General features: G+C 71.7%; 14 protein-coding genes. 6 read left to right on the top strand and 8 right to left on the bottom strand.

Annotation, left to right across the window (positions count from 1 at the left end; all coding sequences use genetic code 11):
- Positions 1-742: FGGY-family carbohydrate kinase (locus ACT3T5_RS17760; RefSeq protein ID WP_444595083.1), on the top strand; the 742-nt coding region annotated here is incomplete at its 5' end.
- 184 nt (positions 743-926) lie between these two features.
- Here ACT3T5_RS17760 and ACT3T5_RS17755 read toward each other — a convergent pair.
- The gene (locus ACT3T5_RS17755) at positions 927-2,408 is read right to left on the bottom strand and encodes an MFS transporter (protein WP_444577129.1); all 1,482 of its coding nucleotides are present in this window, start codon (positions 2,406-2,408) and stop codon (positions 927-929) included.
- Positions 2,409-2,806: 398 nt separating this feature from the next.
- Between ACT3T5_RS17755 and ACT3T5_RS17750 the strand changes: the two genes are divergently transcribed.
- Genes ACT3T5_RS17750 through ACT3T5_RS17740 form a run of 3 tightly spaced genes read left to right on the top strand, consistent with a single transcriptional unit; the run spans position 2,807 to position 5,924 of the window.
- Positions 2,807-3,763, top strand: a complete 957-nt coding sequence (locus ACT3T5_RS17750; RefSeq protein ID WP_444595082.1) for a CPBP family glutamic-type intramembrane protease — start codon at positions 2,807-2,809, stop codon at positions 3,761-3,763.
- Positions 3,760-5,241: a sensor histidine kinase gene (locus tag ACT3T5_RS17745; RefSeq protein ID WP_444595081.1), complete on the top strand. Its 1,482-nt coding sequence runs from the start codon at positions 3,760-3,762 to the stop codon at positions 5,239-5,241. Before ACT3T5_RS17750 ends, ACT3T5_RS17745 begins: the two co-directional genes overlap by 4 nt.
- Positions 5,238-5,924, top strand: a complete 687-nt coding sequence (locus ACT3T5_RS17740) for a response regulator (RefSeq protein ID WP_444595080.1) — start codon at positions 5,238-5,240, stop codon at positions 5,922-5,924. Before ACT3T5_RS17745 ends, ACT3T5_RS17740 begins: the two co-directional genes overlap by 4 nt.
- A 196-nt stretch (positions 5,925-6,120) precedes the next feature.
- On the opposite strand, the gene ACT3T5_RS17735 is transcribed toward ACT3T5_RS17740, so the two are convergent.
- Positions 6,121-6,849 carry a TMEM175 family protein gene (locus ACT3T5_RS17735; protein ID WP_444595079.1) on the bottom strand — a complete coding sequence of 243 codons (729 nt, stop codon included), beginning with the start codon at positions 6,847-6,849 and terminating at the stop codon, positions 6,121-6,123.
- Positions 6,850-7,049: 200 nt separating this feature from the next.
- On the opposite strand from ACT3T5_RS17735, the gene ACT3T5_RS17730 reads away from it, so the two are divergent.
- Together ACT3T5_RS17730 and ACT3T5_RS17725 are read left to right on the top strand one after the other, a co-directional pair.
- Complete coding sequence (locus tag ACT3T5_RS17730) at positions 7,050-7,259, top strand: hypothetical protein (protein WP_444577124.1); 210 nt, start codon at positions 7,050-7,052, stop codon at positions 7,257-7,259.
- Between the two features lie 540 nt (positions 7,260-7,799).
- Positions 7,800-8,705 (top strand): DUF559 domain-containing protein, encoded by a 906-nt coding sequence (locus tag ACT3T5_RS17725; protein WP_444595078.1) that lies wholly within the window; start codon positions 7,800-7,802, stop codon positions 8,703-8,705.
- A 241-nt stretch (positions 8,706-8,946) separates the two neighbouring features.
- On the opposite strand, the gene ACT3T5_RS17720 is transcribed toward ACT3T5_RS17725, so the two are convergent.
- The 6 genes from ACT3T5_RS17720 to ACT3T5_RS17695 form a co-directional block, all read right to left on the bottom strand.
- Complete coding sequence (locus tag ACT3T5_RS17720) at positions 8,947-10,218, bottom strand: mannitol dehydrogenase family protein (RefSeq protein ID WP_444595077.1); 1,272 nt, start codon at positions 10,216-10,218, stop codon at positions 8,947-8,949.
- Positions 10,218-11,657 (bottom strand): glucuronate isomerase, encoded by a 1,440-nt coding sequence (gene uxaC, locus ACT3T5_RS17715; RefSeq protein WP_444595076.1) that lies wholly within the window; start codon positions 11,655-11,657, stop codon positions 10,218-10,220. The genes ACT3T5_RS17720 and uxaC overlap by 1 nt, the downstream gene beginning before the upstream one ends.
- A 98-nt stretch (positions 11,658-11,755) precedes the next feature.
- On the bottom strand, positions 11,756-12,757 hold the full coding sequence (locus ACT3T5_RS17710; protein ID WP_443351627.1) for a LacI family DNA-binding transcriptional regulator: 1,002 nt from the start codon (positions 12,755-12,757) through the stop codon (positions 11,756-11,758).
- 179 nt (positions 12,758-12,936) lie between these two features.
- The gene (locus ACT3T5_RS17705; protein WP_444577120.1) at positions 12,937-14,442 is read right to left on the bottom strand and encodes an MFS transporter; all 1,506 of its coding nucleotides are present in this window, start codon (positions 14,440-14,442) and stop codon (positions 12,937-12,939) included.
- A 92-nt stretch (positions 14,443-14,534) separates the two neighbouring features.
- Entirely contained in the window at positions 14,535-15,866 is a 1,332-nt protein-coding gene (locus ACT3T5_RS17700) for a hypothetical protein (protein ID WP_444577119.1), read from the bottom strand.
- Complete coding sequence (locus ACT3T5_RS17695) at positions 15,863-16,828, bottom strand: cytochrome c biogenesis CcdA family protein (protein ID WP_444577118.1); 966 nt, start codon at positions 16,826-16,828, stop codon at positions 15,863-15,865. Before ACT3T5_RS17695 ends, ACT3T5_RS17700 begins: the two co-directional genes overlap by 4 nt.
- Position 16,829: the final 1 nt, after the last annotated feature.

Genomic DNA, 16,829 nt, shown 5'->3' with positions numbered 1-16,829 from the left:
GATCGGCGACGGTCTCGCCGCGAACCTCGGCATCGGCGCACTCGGCGCCGGCACCTGGGGGATCTCCACCGCCACCTCCGGCGCGATCCGTCAGCTCCTGGACACCGAGATCCCCACCCTCCCCAGCGGCCTGTGGGCCTACCGCTTCGACGCGCAGCGCACGCTCGTCGGCTCCGCGATGAGCGACTGCGGGCGCGTGCTGGACTGGGCGCGCAACGAGCTCGACATCCCCTTCGAGATCGGCGAGACCGACACGAAGTCCCTGTTCTCCGCCGCGCCGACAGCGGGAACCCCGCTGGTCGTCCCGTTCTTCTCGGGCGAGCGCGGCACCAAGTGGCGCGGCTCCTCGCGGGCCCTGTTCGCAAATGTGGGCGCCTCCACCACCGCCGAGGACATGCTGCGCGGCGCGATGGAGGGTGTGGCCCTGTCGTTCCTGCGCATCGCCGACCAGATGCGCGAGGCCGGCGGCGAGCCCGAGCGGATCGTGCTCTCCGGTGGCATGACCGAGGCGATCCCCGCCTGGCTGCACCTGCTCTCCGACGCGCTCGGAGCGCCCATCGACCACGTCGCGGTGTCCCGCTCCACCATGCGCGGCTCCGCCGTGATGGCCCTCGAGCAGGTCTCCCCCGACACGACGGTCGCCGAGGTGCCGGTGCTCCGCCGCGTCGAGCCCGTCGCCGCGCACACCGAGTACTACCGCGAGCGCCTCGAGCGCTTCGAGAAGCTCGCCGACCTCGCCTGAGAGGCGTGCCGCCTGGCGGGCCGGGGATGAGGGGCGTGCCGCCTGGCAGGCCGGGCCTGGTGCGTCGAGCCTGTGTGGTGTGTCGGTGAGCGCTGCCTCACCGACACACCATGCGGGTTCGACGCCGCGCGACACGGGTCCACGGTCCACGGTCCACGGCCCACGGCCCACGGCCCACGACGCATCACGTCGTCGCGGGCTCCCCGTCGGCCGGTTCGTCGTCGTCCTGCTGGGTGAGGGGTCGGGCGATGGCTTCTAGGCCCTTGCCTTCGGCCGCAACGCCCAGGAACACCGCCACGATGCCGGCGGCGATCATCAGGCCGGCGCCGATGCTGAAGGCGATCGCGGTGTCGCGAGGTTCCCCGGTCTCGACCATCTTGGCGAACAGCAGCGGTCCGCTGATGCCGCCGGCCGCGGTGCCGATCGCGTAGAAGAACGCGATGGCCAGGGCCCGCGTCTCCATCGGGAACACCTCGGACACCGTGAGGTAGGCGGCGCTGGCGCCGGCGGACGCGAAGAACAGGGCTATCGCCCAGCAGAGCGTGAGCGTCACGGCGGTGAGCATCCCGGCGTAGAACAGCCAGGCGGTGATCAGCAGCAGCGCCCCGGAGAGCAGGTAGGTGCCGGCGATCATCGGGCGTCGGCCCCAGGTGTCGAACAGACGCGACAGCAGCACCGCCCCGAGGAAGTTTCCGGCGGCGATGGCGGCGTAGTAGTAGCCGGTGCTGCCTGAGGGGACGTCGTAGAACGACGAGAGGATCGTGGCGAACCCGAAGGTGATCGAGTTGTAGAGGAATGCCTGCCCGATGAACAACGAGAACCCGAGGGTGGAGCGCTTGGGGTACGTCTTGAACATCGTGCCGGCGATCTCGCCGAACCCGATCGCGTGACGCTGACGGATCCGCATCGACCCGCTGGGCGCGGCGAGCTCCGTGCCGGCGGCTCGGCGCACCTCGTCCTCGATGCCCGCGACGAGTCGTTCGGCCTCCTCCTCTCTGCCGTGGATCACGAGCCACCGGGGACTCTCCGGGACCGTGCGCCGCACGAGCAGGATCGCGAGCCCCAGCACGAGCCCGAGGGCGAAGGTCAGGCGCCAGCCGATGTCGGTCGGGAAGAGGGAGGTGTTCAGCGCGACGATGGAGAGCATCGACCCGCCGATCGCCCCGAGCCAGAACGAGCCGTTGATGATGATGTCCACGCGCCCGCGATGCGAGGCGGGGATCAGCTCGTCGACGGCGGAGTTGATGGCGGCGTATTCCCCGCCGATGCCGGCGCCGGTGAGGAAGCGCAGGATGAAGAACATCCAGGCGTCAGTGGCCAGGCCGGTGCCCGCGGTCGCAGCGAGGTACAGCACGAGGGTCAGCATGAACAGCTTCTTGCGACCCAGCCGGTCGGTGAGATAGCCGAAGAAGAGCGCACCGAGGCAGGCACCGAGCACGTACATCGCGGCGGCGGTGCCGGAGGCCTGCGCATCGGTGATGTCGATACCGCTTCCGGGTTCGGACAGGCGGGTGGTCACGTTGCCGACGATCGTGACCTCGAGGCCGTCGAGAATCCATACGGTCCCCAGACCGATGAGGATCTTCAGGTGCCATCGCGACCATGGCAACCGATCCAGCCGGGCGGGGATGTCGGTCGTGACCGTCTTCAGCTCGGTGCGCGCCATCAGGGCCTCCTGGTGGATGGCAGGACCAGGGTGGTCCCGCCGCCTGTGCGGTGAGGCTATGCCTGCCGGGAAGGACCGGCCAGGAATCCCGTTCGTTCGGCCGACGGATCGGGGACGAGCCGAGCAGACACACAGCTCACCAGCGGTTCCTGGAGGCTCCGGGCAGATCTGACCGACCGGTCGTCGGCGCGGGTGGTGCGGCCGACGGGACGCGTGGTGCGGCCGACGGGAAGGCCAGCGGCCCGGACGGCAGGACAGCGGGACGCCGGGACCGGCGCGTGCATCCTTTCGGAGGAACCTGCCGGGTTCATCCTTCGTGATCTGGCTGCGACCTGCACGGATATCTAGCGTTGAGGCATGCTCATCCCCGGGCATCGACCATGACGAGAGGCACTCCCGTGACCATCACTGACCGGCCCCCGGCCCCGATCCCCACCGTCCGCAGCGGTGGCGTCGGCCCGCTCGGCGCCATCCGGCGCCACCCCCTGCTGGCGTTCTTCCTCCTGGCCAACGGCATGAGCTGGCTGGCTTGGCTTCCGTACATCCTGTCGTTGAACGGACTCGGCGTCTGGGGCATCGAGTTCCCGGCGGTGCTGGGCAGCAGCCAGGTGCTGGGCGTGCTGCCCGGCGCGTATCTCGGCCCGATCGGATCTGCCCTGCTGGTCACCGCGATCGTCGACGGCCGGGCCGGCATGCGTTGCTGGGCCGGACGCCTGCTGCGCTGGAACGTGAACTGGCGCTGGTATGCCATCACCCTGCTCACGGTGCCGGCCGCGATGCTCATCGCCGGGCTCGTCTTCTCCGGCGGCGAGATCCACGCGCCGTCCATGATGGTGCTCCTCGCCTATGTTCCGGTGCTGCTGTTCCAGATGATCACCACCGGTCTCGCGGAGGAGCCGGGCTGGCGCGACTTCGCGCTGACCCGCATGCAGCGCATGATGGGTCCGCTGCGTTCGGCGGTCCTGCTCGGACCACTGTGGGGTCTGTGGCACCTGCCGCTGTTCCTCACCGAGTGGGGCGGCTGGCCGGATGCGAGCTGGACCCGACCGGTGGAGTTCCTCCTCTTCTGCTTCTCCTTCAACATCGTCATCAGCTGGGTCTTCAACCGCACCGGTGAGTCGTTGCCGCTGTCGATGCTGATGCATACGGGCGTGAACACCTTCGCGTCGGTGCTCGCGGTGGAGATGTTCCCGACCTTGGATGCGGAGTCCTCCCTGCTGTCGATGACCGCCGCGGCCGTGGTCGCCGCGATCGTGCTGCTGCTCGCCACCCGTGGGCGGCTCGGATATCCCAGCCCCGGGCTGAACCCCGTCGGGCGGGATCGCGGCGCCGCCGCACTAGGCTCTCGCCCATGACATCCGACGTCGGTGCCCCCAGGGCGGTCGCCTTCATGACCGCCCTGGTCACCTGGGTGGTGGCCATCGCCCTGCTGGTCGCCCTCCCCGCGGCCGCGGCGGCCGAGAGCGGTCCGTCGGCGGTCGTGAGCCCTCCGGGGTCGGCGTTGTGGTGGGCGATGGCTGGGACGGTCACCCTCCAGTGCGTGGCGCTGCTGTGGATCCGCACTGCGCCTCGAGCGATCCTGCTGGTCAGCGCCGCCCTCGCGCTCGCGCTGAGTGTGCCGGCCCCGGGCGTCGCCTACACCCTGTCGCACCTGCCGATCGTGGTGGCGGTGTTCCTGGCCGCACCGCTGCGTCCGTGGCGACAGGCGCGTCCGGCACTGCTGCTCGCTGCGCTCATGGTCGCGGCCGGGACGCTCCTGAACGCCCTGCGCGGCGGACTCAGCACCATGCCCGGAGCCCTCGGCGAAGCGCTCGTGCAGGGCATCGGCGTCGTAGGCATCACGGCTCTGGTGGCCCTGGCGCTGGCGTCGATCCGTGCGGCGCGTGAGGCGCAGCGCAAGGAGTCCGCGGCGCTCGACCGTGAGCGCGAGGCCCTGGGCCGGGAGCGGGATGCGCTGGGCCGCGAGCGCGAGGCGCTGACGCGCGCCGCAGCCTCCGAGGAGCGCGCGGCGATGGCCCGCGAGCTGCACGACATCGCCGCCCACCACCTCTCGGGGATCGCGGTCGTTGCGGCGGCCGCAGACCGTCAGATCGAGACGGATCCGCAGGCCGCGCACGAGTCGGTGCGTCAGGTGCGCAGCCAGACCCGCTCGGTGCTCGACGACATCCGCCGGGTGGTGGGCCTGCTGCGCGGCGGAGAACCGGCGGAGCGGTCCGTGACGACCCTGGCAACGGTCCCCGCGCTGGTCGAGGCCCGCGCCGACGCCGGCATGCCCGTGCGGCTCGAGCAGCACGTCCCGGCCGACGGTCGCGAGCTCGGGGACGGCGTCGGCCCGCTGTCCCAGCTCGTCGCCTATCGGATGATCCAGGAGTCCCTGACCAACGCCGCCATGCACGCTCCCGGAGCGTCGTGCCTGGTCACCGTCGAGGATGCTGATCCGGCCGAGCTCGTGATCACCGTCCGGGACCACGGCTCGAGCGGGCCCGGCCCGGACGGGTCCGGCGCGAGCGGAACCGTCTCGACCGGCCCGGTTACGAGTGGCACCGTTCCGAACTGCCCGGTTCCGACCGGCGCCCCGCCCTCCGGGGCCGCGAACGCCGGAGGGTACGGGCTGACCGGGATGCGCGAGCGCGCCGACCTGATCGGCGCGCGACTGGAGCACGGCCCCACCGCCGACGGCGGCTGGTCGGTGCGCCTGAGCATCCCTCGAGACCGCGTCGGCACCTCGACCGCCTCTGGACCATCGAGCACGCCGGGGCCACCGAGCGCACCGGGACCACCGACCGTCACGGGTCGATCGACCGTCCCGACAGGGAGGGCACCCATCCGATGATCCGACTCCTGCTCGCCGATGACCAGCCGCTGGTGCGCGCCGGCCTTTCCGGCCTGCTCGGCACCGAGCCTGACCTCGAGGTGGTCGCCGCCGCGGCCGACGGTCGCGAGGCGGTGGATCTCGCGCGCGAGCTGCGCCCCGACGTGGCCTGCCTGGACATCCGCATGCCGGTCCTCGACGGCATCGAGGCCACCCGGGAGCTCACAGCGCTGGATCCCCCGATCCCGGTGCTCATCCTGACCACCTTCGACCTGGACGACTACGTGTTCGGGGCGCTGGAGGCGGGCACCGCGGGGTTCCTCCTCAAGGACGCCGACCCCGAGGTGATCGTGCGCGCCGTGCACCAGGTAGCCGCTGGTCAAGGCACGCTGGACCAGGCCCTCACCCGGCGCATCCTCGCCGAGTTCGTGCAGCGCCGCAGCCTCCAGCCCGTCACCGTCCAGGGAGCCGACGGTCTGCTCACCACCCGCGAGCTGGAGATTCTCGGGCTGCTCGCTCAGGGCATGTCCAACGAGGAGATCGCCCATGAGCTGACCGTCGAGATCACCACCGTGAAGTCCCATGTGGCGCGGATGCTGCCCAAGCTCGGGGTGCGTTCGCGCCTGCAGGCCGTGGTGTGGGCCTACCAGAACCGCATCGTCGCGGTACCCGAGACCCCCGGTTCGGGTGGCAGGGCGGGCTGAGCGGGCTGAGCGGGCTGAGGGGAGAGATGGCACAGCGCCCGGTGATGCGGTCCGACGCGTCGGATAGCCCTCAGCTATCCGACCTACCAGACCGTGTCGGCAGGATGGACGGGACGGCACCGGCGGCCGCCACGATCGGCCCAGCGGCTCAGCGGCTCAGCGGCTCAGCGGCTCAGCGGGTCTGCGGGTCTGCGACTCAGCGGCCCAGGGGCGTGCGTCGGAGGAGCCGCACGACGGGCCCCACGAGGCACAGCAGGAACAGGGCGAAGTACCCGATCGCCGGCACCAGGATCGCCACGACCAGGGCGAGCGCGAACAGCCGGGCCATCGCCAGATCCACGAGGGTCCCGCGACGCAGCGTGTCCGGTGGGATCTCGTGCAGCTCCGGATGCCGGTGCAGGTAGGCGCGGGTGATCAGGGTGCCCACGGTCGCCGCCACCATGGTGCCGATGTACAGCGACTGCACCACGGGCTCCCCCTCCATCTGCCCGGACATCGCCGTGGCGACCGGCATCCAGACGATCGTGAGCATCCAGGCCACCGTGATCCACAGCAGGCGCGCGGTGACCCGCTCGACGTCGGCGAAGAGCTGATGGTGGCGGATCCAGAACATCGCGATGATCCAGAAGCTGAGCGCGAAGCTCACCATCTGGCCGCCGTGGTCGGCGAGCCAGTCCGCGGCGGTCAGCGATTCCGAGGCCGCCTCGCCCACGGACTCCATGAGCGGCAGGATCAGCAGAGTCATCGCGATCGCGACCACGGCATCGACGAAGGCCTTCGCCCGCTCTGCCGAGAACCAGGTGCGAGCTCCCGGTGACTCCGACGAAGGCACCTCCGCGCGGTGCGTGGCCGCTCGGTCTCCGGACGGCTGGTCGTTGCGCTGTTCCTCAAGCTGCTGCGTGTGCCGATCCTGGTGCTGCGACATCGATGCTCTCCTCACGGCGTCGCGTCGCACAGGCGAGCGGCGCTGCGCCATTCTGCCGCGCCCACGGTGCCGACGCGAGCACATTCACCGAGGTTCCTGCGAGGACCCAGACCATCGGTCGGTCTGCTCGCGACATTGGTCGGGGGCGCACCATGCCACGGGTGGATTCCCGTCGTGCTCAGCCGGAGCACTCTGGAGCCATGAACACCTCACGAACCCTCACCCCCACGAAGCAGACCTCCTCCTCGACCCTGATGACGTTCACCGCGATCGTCTTCATGATCGCCGCAGTCGTCTTCATGGTCACCGGGAACGTCGGCACTGGCGCCGCCTTCATCGCCATCGGCGCGGCCTTCATCGCGATCGGTCAGGGCAAGCCCACTCCCCGCAACAATCAGCCCGGGTCCTGACCGGCACCGGCACCGGCACTGGCACTGGCACTGGCACTGGCACTGGCACCCAAGCTCAGCATCCCCGCACCCGCCGTCCCGATTACTACAGGGTTATGAGCACGTCTCTTCCACTTTTGGAACTGGCGTGCTCATAACCCTGTAGTAGCAAGAGGATTGCGAGTGGGAACGGGAGCCAGAGAGCCGGGACTGGGAACAGGGACTGGGAACAGGGACAGGGGACAGCGAGTGGGAACGGGTGCTGGGAACGGGGGCGAGGACTGGGAGCTGGGCCAGGGAGCCGGACTGCGGGCACCGCCGTTCCACCGGAGGCCGCCGGCTCCACGGCTGCCACCGTCGACCCGCTCTTCGCACGCGGGAGAGATCTGACCGAGAGAGAGCTGACCGAGAAAGAGCAGACCGAGAAAGAGCTGACCGAGAGCGCTGACCGAGAGAGCGCTGACCACCGCTCACCTCCTCGTTCCTCCCCAGGGTCATCTCATCCACACAAGCCATGTCCGGTGCCCACGACGCTCCCGAAGAGCCCTAGCCTCCACGGCCATGACGCCCCGTTGGTCACCGAACCCCCACAGCCTGCATCGTCGTGCCGAGCTTCTGGAGTGGGGCGTCCATCCACGACGGCTCACGTCGGGAGAGTTTCACGAAGCGGTTCCCGGCTTCTTCACCCCGTCGGACGCCCCGGCGACCCTCGAGCTCGCTGCGCGCGTCCTCCAGCAGAAGGCGGTCCCGGGCGCGGTGATCAGCTACGCCTCGGCGGCGGAGATTCTGGGGCTGCCCCTTCCACGCAACCTGGAGTACGCGACGTCTCGGACCGTGCACTGCTCCGTCCCGGGCAGCCGCCGACGCCGCTCCGGGCATGGCGCGATCATGCACACCTCTCCCGAGGATCACGCGACCCTGCGCGTCCGGGGCGTGCGGCTGAGCGCCCCGGTACCCCTGCTCTGCGAACTCGCCGGGCTGCTCGACCCCACGCGGCTCGTCGCCTGCTGCGACCACCTCGTCGGCCCGAACTCCCGCGTGCGGCCGCACCTCTCACTGACGGAGCTCCGGGTGATGGCGAAGGACGCGCCTGCGAGGTACCGGATCAGCGCCGTGCGTGCTGTTGTGGAGGACGCGCGGGAGCGGGTCGAATCGCCCAAGGAGACCGAGACGAGGCTGTTGCTCCGGGACGCCGGCTTCGCCGAACCCGTGGTGAACCTGACCATCCGCGCCCCGGGAACCGGGGAGACCTTCCGCCTGGACCTGTCCTACCCCGAGCAGAAGCTCGCGATCGAGTACGACGGGTTCTGGCACAGCACCGACAAGAAGCGCCACCGCCAGGACCGACGGAAGGACGACGTGCTGCACGAGCTAGCATGGAACGTGGTCCGCGCGTCGGACGATGACCTGGAGAAGTCCGAGATGTTCATCGGCCGCGTCGCCCACCACGGAGCTCCCCGAGCCTGAACCGAGCCGGCTCCGCTCCACCCGGCCCCCGGTCCTCGGTCCCCAAGCACCAAGCACCAAGCACCAAGCACCAAGCACCAAGCCGAGGCTCCTACCAAACAGTTATGTGCACGCCCTTTCCAATATTGGATGAGACGTGCACATAACTATGAAGTAGCCCCGCGGAGGTGCCCAGGTCCGGGTCCAGGCCCGGATCCAGGTCCAGGCTCGGGTCCAGGTCCGGGTCCAGGGCACGCCAGCGTCAGGGGCGGGGCAGGCGGCGCTCCTCGGCGGCGACGGCGGCGACCAGGGGGTCACCGGCGGGCACGTCGAGCAGGGCGAGCAGAGCCGTGACCCGCTCGGTCGGATCCTCGGTCGCCGCAGCGGTCGCGATCCCGTCGGCCTTCGGGTCCTTGACGTCCTCGCCGGCGCGCACGCGGTCGGTGACCCAGGCGGTCCAGGCGGCGACGGCCGCGACCTCGCCGGGGGCCTTGTCCGGGCCGCCGAGCTCGGCGATCACGGGCAGGGCGCGCACGGGGAGCTTGGCGGTGCCGTCGGCCGCGATGCGGATGAGGTTGTCCGCGAGGCGCGGGTTGCGGAAGCGCTCCTCGAGGGCGGCGGTGTAGGCGTCGAGGTCGGCGGCGGGGAGGTCCAGCGTGGCGCGGGCCTCGCTCCACAGCTGCTCGACCAGGGCGCGCACCTCGCGGTGGCCGATGGCCTCGTCCACACGCTCCACGCCGGCGACCTGCCCGGCGTAGGCCATGAGGGTGTGGGCGCCGTTGAGCAGGCGCAGCTTGCGCAGCTCGTGCAGCTCGATGTCGTCGGTGAACTGCACGCCGGCCTTCTCCCAGGCGGGGCGACGGCCGCGGAAGCGGTCCTCGACGACCCACTCGGTGAAGGGCTCGGTGACGACGGGGACGGTGTCGGCCAGGCCGGTGCGCTCCTGCACGAGCGCGGCGGCGCCCTCGTCGGCCGACGGGGTGATCCGGTCGACCATGGTGGAGATGACGTCGACGTGGTCCGGGAACCAGGCGCGGGTGTCCTCGTCGGCCGCGGCGAGCACGGCCTCGCGCAGCACGTCGCCGTTGCCGGTGAGGTTGTCGCAGGAGACCAGGGCGATGGGCTCGGTGACCCCGGCCTCGCGGCGGGCCTTCAGGCCCAGCGCCAGGCGGGCGGGGGCCGAGGTCGCGGGGTCGTTGCCAGCGCTGTAGCCCTTCTCGGTGATGGTCAGGGTGACCACGGCGGTGAAGGGGTCGGCGACCAGGCGCACCAGGGCGTCGACGTCGTCGGCCGGGTAGACCTCGTCGATGACGTCGATGATGCTGACCTCATCGTCCTCGGCGCCGCGCACGATCAGGCCGTACTGACCCTTCTGGGCGTTCAGGGCGTCGGCCATCGCCGCGGTGCGGCCGGTGAAGGCGCTGACGGACCAGCCGCCGGCGTGCTGGGTGTCGACCAGGGTGTGGGCGCGGGCGAAGTTGCCGATGCCGAGGTGGACGAGGCGGCCCTCGTCGGACGGGCTGGGGGTGGTCATCAGTTGTTCTCCTCGTGCGCGGCGCCGAGGCGGAAGACCTCGCGCGGCTGCTGATCGGGCAGGGTGGCGGCGAGCTCCTGGGCGTCCTCGAGACGCATGCGGTGCTCGGCGACCAGGCCCGCCAGGTGGGTGGCGTCCATACGGCGGGACATGTCGTGACGGGCCGGGATCGAGCAGAACGCCCGGGTGTCGTCGATGAAACCGCTGGTCCGGCTGTAGCCGATGGTCTCGGAGACGGCGCGGCGGTAGCGCAGGATCGCGTCGGGCGCATCGATGAACCACCAGGGTGCACCGGCGAACACGGAGGGGTACACGCCGGCCAGCGGGGCGATCTCGCGCGAGAACACGGTCTCGTCGATCGTGAACAGCACGGTGCGGAAGTTCGGGTCGTGGCCCACGTCGTTGAGCATCGGCGCGATGTGGTGCACGAAGTCGACGGCGACGGGGATGTCGAAGCCGACGTCGGGGCCGAACTTCTTGAACATCGCCGAGCTGTGGTTGCGGTACACGGCGGGGTGGATGGTCATCACGAGGCCGTCCTCGGCCGCGAGGCGCGCCTGGTCGGCGAGCAGATGACGGCGCAGCGCGGTGGCCTCCCCGGAACGGATTGTCCCCGCACGGGCGGCGGAGTACAGGCGGCGGGCGTCCTCGACGCTCAGGCGCGCGGTGCCCGGGTCGATGTGGGCGTGGTCCGAGGAGACGGCGCCGTGGTCGCGGAAGTAGAGACGGCGGGCGCGCATCGCCTCGTGGTAGCCCTCGTAGGTGTCGACGTCGACCCCGGCGGCCTCGCCGAGCGCGTCGGTGAGCACGGGGAAGTCGGCGCGGCCGGCCTCGAGGTACTTGTCCGGGCGGAAGGTGGGGATCACGCGACCGGTGAAGGCGTCATCGGCGGCGAGCGCGGCGTGGGGGGCGAGGTCGTCGACCGGGTCGTCGGTGGTGGCCATGACCTGGATCTTGAACTGGTCGAAGAGCGCACGCGGCCGGAACTCGGGCTGCGCGAGCTTCTCGACGAGCTCGTCGTACATCGCGTCGGCGGTGCGCGGGTTCAGCACGGTCTTCAGGCCGAAGACCTCGGAGAACTCGTGCTCCATCCAGTAGCGCGAGGGGGTGCCGGCGTAGGCGTGCCAGTGCTCGGCGAGCAGGCGCCACGCCTTCCGGGAGTCCTTCTCGTCCAGCGGGCCGCGGCCCACGCCGAGGTCCGCGAGGTCCACGCCGCGGGCGTGCAGCAGCCGGTTCACGTAGTGATCAGGGGTGATGAACAGCGAGGTCGGGTCGCGGAACGGCTCGTCGTCGAGCAGCAGGCGGGGATCGACGTGGCCATGCGGCGAGACGATCGGCTGATCCTTCATCTCGGTATAGAGCCCACGCGCGATGTCCCGCACGGCGGGGTCGGAGGGAAGCAGGCGATCGGGGTGCGGCACAAAGGCGTCGTTGCTCATGCCCTCATGATGGCGCGACGGGGCGCGGGCCGCCGACGGGTTGTCACGGGTTGCCGATCCTGACAGCGGCCGACGGGCCGAATCGGCAGGTCACAGCCTCAGCGCTTCTCACGTGGGCCGGTCGTGCCACGCGGCACGAGGCGCACCGGGAGCGAACCCTCGACCGGGGTGCGATGGGCCGACGGGTTCTCGATGCGGCGCACGAGCCGTTCGACGGCGGCGCGGCCCTGGGCGCGCTTCGGGGTGACCACGGTGGTGAGGCCGCCGCCGATGAACCGCGACAGGGGGATGTCGTCGTGCCCCATGACGGACAGCTCGGAGGGCACCCGCACGCCGGCGCGCAGGGCGGAGACCAGGAAGCCGAAGGCGACCAGGTCGTTGTAGCAGATCACGGCGTGGGGCAGGGAGTCGCGCAGCTCCTCGAAGGCCTGCTCGCCGCCGGCGGTGGTGGGGGCGAAGGGGCCGTGGCGCTGGACGGCGAGGCCGTGGGTGCGGGCCGCCGAGCGGGCGGCGCGCCACCGTTCGCCGTCGGACCACGAGTTCACGGGGCCCGCGACGTAGGTGACGGTGTGGATGCCGTTCTCGGCGAGGTGCGCCATGGCCTGCTGCATCCCGTGCTCGTAGTCGGGGGTCACGGAGTCCAGGCCGGCGACGCGGCGGTTCAGGACCACCAGCGGGATGCGCTTGGTGAGGTGGTTCAGGGTCGCGTCCGACAGCCGCGTCCCGGACAGCACGAGGCCGTCGACCACGCTGATCGCGCTCTCGAGGCTGGAGCGTTCGCGCACCTCGTCCTCGACGGTGTCGAGCAGGAGGAGCAGGAAGTCCTGCTCATGGGCGGATTCCTGCATGCCGGAGACCAGCTCGGCGAAGTAGGGGTTGGTGAGGTCGGCGATCTCGATGCCCAGACGATGGTGGCGCTGCCCGCGCTCCTGGGAGTCCGGGGCGGCGGTGCGGTAGTCGAGCTCCTTGGCGGCGGCCATCACCTTCGCGTGGGTGGAGGCGCTGACGCGGCCGGGCCGGGAGAAGGCGCGGGACACGGTCGACGGGGCGACCCCTGCCGTCTTCGCGACGTCGTAGATGGTCACACGCTTGTCTGCCACCTGGCCGGCTCCGTCCCCGCCTGCTCGGCGCTGCCTGTCGATGGGGCGCCCCCTCCGTGCCGGTCATGCGCCGGCAGGGTCGTCCGCGCCCCCTCTCTGAGGGACGATCCTACCCCGGGGCGTGGGGCAACCGGCGGCAACCCTGCCGGTCCTGGACGCGCCGCGGCGAGGGAGCGGTATCAGCCCACGGGCGCTGCGCCGCGCAGCCGGGCGGGGCCCACGACCATCACGGTCAGCGGGATGAGCACCACGATCGCCAGCGCGGACAGCGTTGCGAAGCTGGTCGCGACCAGCAGCGGACCGGCCAGGAAGGCTGCGGTCGCCCCGCAGAGGTTCGCGAGGGCATCGACCCCGCCCTGAGCGGAGGCCCGCACCGTCGGCGGGACGACGGTGCTGAACAGGGCGGAGGCGGAGACGTTCACGAACGACCAGCCCAGGCCCAGCAGGATCAGGGAGGCGATCACCCACCCCGTCGCGTCGGGCCGCAGGATCCCGATCAGCAGCGAGACCAGCAGCACGAGGATCCCCACCACGATCGTGAAGCGCACGCCGCGCCGGTCGGCGAGGAGGCCCACCAGCGGGGCGAGGGCGAACATGCCCACCACGTGGAGGCTGATGGTCAGGCCGATCACCGCGATCGAGTCGCCGTGCCCGGCCAGGTGCACCGGGGTCATGGTCATCACCGAGACCATGACGATCTGCGCGGTCAGCAGCGCCACCACGGCGAAGCGGGCGGGGGCGTTGGTGCGCAGCTCGGCGAGCATGAGGCGGGTGCGGCCGGCGCGGGGGCGACCTGCGCGGGGGCGGTCAGCGCGGGAACGACCGGTGCCCGGGCGACCGGTGCGGGGGCCGACGCCGCGCGCCATGGCGACGGCCTGCGGGTCCGGGGCGTCGGCCTCGAGCAGGAGCAGAGGGTCCGGTCGCAGGCGCACCACCACGACGAGGCCGGCTGCTGCCAGCGCCACCGCGGCGATCAGGAAGGACGCGGCGTAGACGTTCAGCCCGATGCGGTCCCCGATCCACTGCCCGGGGATGCCGAGGTTCGGGCCGAGGACGGAGCCCAGCATCCCGACCCACACCACCATCGACAGGGCGCGGGCACGCTGGGCGGGGGCGGCGAGGTCGGTGGCGGCGAAGCGCGCCTGCAGGCTCACCGCGCTGCCGGCGCCGATCAGCAGCAGACCCACGAACAGCGGGACGACCAGGCTCGCCTGGGCGGCGACCACGAGCAGGGCGCCACCGGCGGCGGCGGTCCACCAGCCGGTGGCCAGGGCGATCCGTCGTCCGTACCGGGCGGCCAGATTCCCCAGCGGGAGGCCGAGGAGGGCGGCACCGAGGGTGCTGGCCGTGCGGGCCAGGCCTGCCCAGGCCTCGTTCTGGGTGACCTCGCCGGCCAGGAGCACCCCGATGGACGGGGCGACTCCGACCCCGATGGTGCCGATGACCTGCATGAGGATCAGGGTGTGCAGGGTGCGGCGCTGGATCGCGGCGCGGTCCCGGATCGCGGCGCGCTGCGGACCGCCGTCGGCCCCAGGGGTGATCGCGAGGTCACCTGGCGCAGCCCCGGCGAGGTCACCTGGCGCAGCCCCGGCGATGTCACCTTGCGCCGACCGGGCGGCGTCGCCGACGACGTCGCCGTCGACCGCTGCGGGATCAGCGGCGCGGGTGCGGGGTCTGTGCGGCACGGGGCTCCTCGGTGGGGCCGCGTCTCGGCCCGTCATCGGCGTTGAGCCTATCGAGCGCCGGCTGGTCGAGCACCGGCCGTCCGGGCAACCGGTCAGTCGCGCAGGCCGTACTCCTCATCGAGTGTGGTCGTCACGAGGTACCGGGTGTCCTCGACGTACACCGAGGTCGCGGCGTCCGCGGAGAAGAGCTCGGGGACGGCGAGCGGCCCGGTGAGGTCAGCATCGTAGGGCTGGACCATGAGCCCCTGGGAGGTGTCCAGCACCACGAGCGTGCCCTCCTCGGGGCGCTGGGCGTAGGCGAGGCGCTCCCCGGCGGTGAGGAACACGAGCTGCTCGGGGTCCTCGTGCCGCCAGGTCTCCTCGCCGTCCTCGTCGAGGCCTCGGACGGTGCTGCCCGCGGCGACCACGGTGACGTCCAGGCCGTGGTCGTAGGCGGCGGCCCGGACGCCCTCGGCGAGGACGCTCCCGTCGGCGATGTCCAGGAGGATCCCGACGCCCTCCTCGCCGACGAGGACCGCCTGCCCCGTGGACTCGTCGATCGCTCCGGCGATGCGGGCGGCCGACGGGGCCACGCCGTCCGGGAGGGGGACGCGCCAGAGGCCGGCGACCACGTCGGTCCCGGCGGTGCGGAGCACGACGCCGGCGTGCTCGGCGAGGATCCGGCCGTCGTCGAGGTCCCTCTCCGTGAACAGCACCTCACCGGTGTCCGCGGACAGCACGATGCGCGGGCCAGCGTCCGCCGAGCCCGCGTCGGCAGTGTCGGTGGTGGCGGCGGTGTCGGCGGCGGCGTAGACCAGCCCGGGGGCCGCCCGCGGGCCGGGCACGGAGACCGGTCCCCAGAGCGTCTCCGCGGTGCGCAGGTCGTAGCCGGTCGCCGTTCTCTCGGCGTCTCCCTCGATCGGCGGCGCGTCCGTCGAGCCCCCGCCGTCCGAGGCAGCCCCGTCGGCGGTCCCGTCGGCCGTCCCGTCGGCAGTCCCGTCGGCCGTCCCGTCGGCCGCTGCGCCCGGCGGTGTCGTGTCGGTGAGCACTGCGACGGCCCGACCCCCGGCGTCCCGGGACAGGGCGAAGTCCGTGCAGCTCAGCGGCCGCTGCGCGGACCACAGTGCGGTGCCGTCCTGATCGACGGCGGTGTACCGGAGGCGGTCCCCGCTGCTGTCATAGCCGAGGAAGATCCCGTCCATGACCTGGGGTGTCGCGGTCCAGCCGGGATCCACCACGATCATCACGGTCATCTCGAGCGGCAGACGCAGGGTGGTGGGGTCGACGACATCCGCGCTCTCCCCGATCAGGGTCGGAGCGGGATCGACGGCGAGGTCCGGCCGGATGGAGGGCTCGGGCTCCGACGGGCCGGGGGGCTCGGCATCGCAGGCGCTGAGCGTGAGCGCACCGAGCGGGAGCGCCAGGAGGAGGCTGCGGCGTCTCATCGTCGGCCTCCGGGTCCCGGCCGACGCGCCTCGGTAGCGCCACGGGAGCCCTCAGAAGTCTCGGAGCCCTGAGAGGTCTCGGAAGCCAGGGAGGCCTCAGAGCCCTGAGGGGTCTGGGAGCGCGGGGAGGCGGGGCGGCGTCGGCGGCGGTCGCTCCACCACCACAGCGACAGGGCGAGCGCACCGAGAGCGAGGATGACGGCGATCTGGATCCCGGTGTCGGACAGCACGGCGGCGTTCGCCTGCCACTGGGCGAGTACCCGGGTGGGCACCAGTGACGGCATCGTGACCAGGCCGTTCGTGGCCCAGAACAGGATCCCGAGGGCGATGATCACGATGCCGGTAACCAGGGCCGTGGTGTGCAGGGGGCGGCCCAGCACGGTGAGGGTCCGGCCCCGCAGCATCGTCAGCGTCCGGGGGCTGAGGCGGTCCCACAGCGCGGCGAGCACGAGCAGCGGGACGACCATGCCGGCGCCGTAGACGGCCAGCAGCACACCGGCGCGAACCACGCTCCCCTGCCCCGCGGCCAGGGTGAGCACGGCTCCGAGGATCGGGCCCGCGCAGAACCCTGCCACGCCGCCGACGGCGCCCAGCAGGAACGTGCGCGGCAGGCCGACGCCCCGGGAGGACGCCTGCTGGGCGCGCCGCATGCCCGGGACGAGGCGCCCGAGGTCGACACCGATCCCGAGGGCGTGCATCACTCCGAGCACGATCAGCACGAGCGAGGTCACGGTGACCAGCGTCGAACGGTGGTCCACGAGCAGGGAGCCCAGAGCGCCCGCGCCGATGCCGAGTGGGACCAGGGTGAGCACGAGCCCCAGGTAGAACACGGCGCCGTGCACGGCGAGCCCGGCGCGGGTGGTCACGGTCGAGGCGAAGAATCCGGGCAGCAGCAGGGCGCCGCACGGGCTGAGCAGGGCGAGAGCGCCGCCGAGGAACGCCGTGAGCAGGCCGATCTCCATG

This window comes from Brachybacterium sp. AOP3-A1-3, from assembly GCF_052378285.1.
In the GTDB taxonomy this organism is placed as follows: Bacteria; Actinomycetota; Actinomycetes; order Actinomycetales; family Dermabacteraceae; genus Brachybacterium.
The sequence above is the reverse complement of the archived record's forward strand: the minus strand, read 5'-3'. Positions and strand labels throughout refer to the sequence as shown.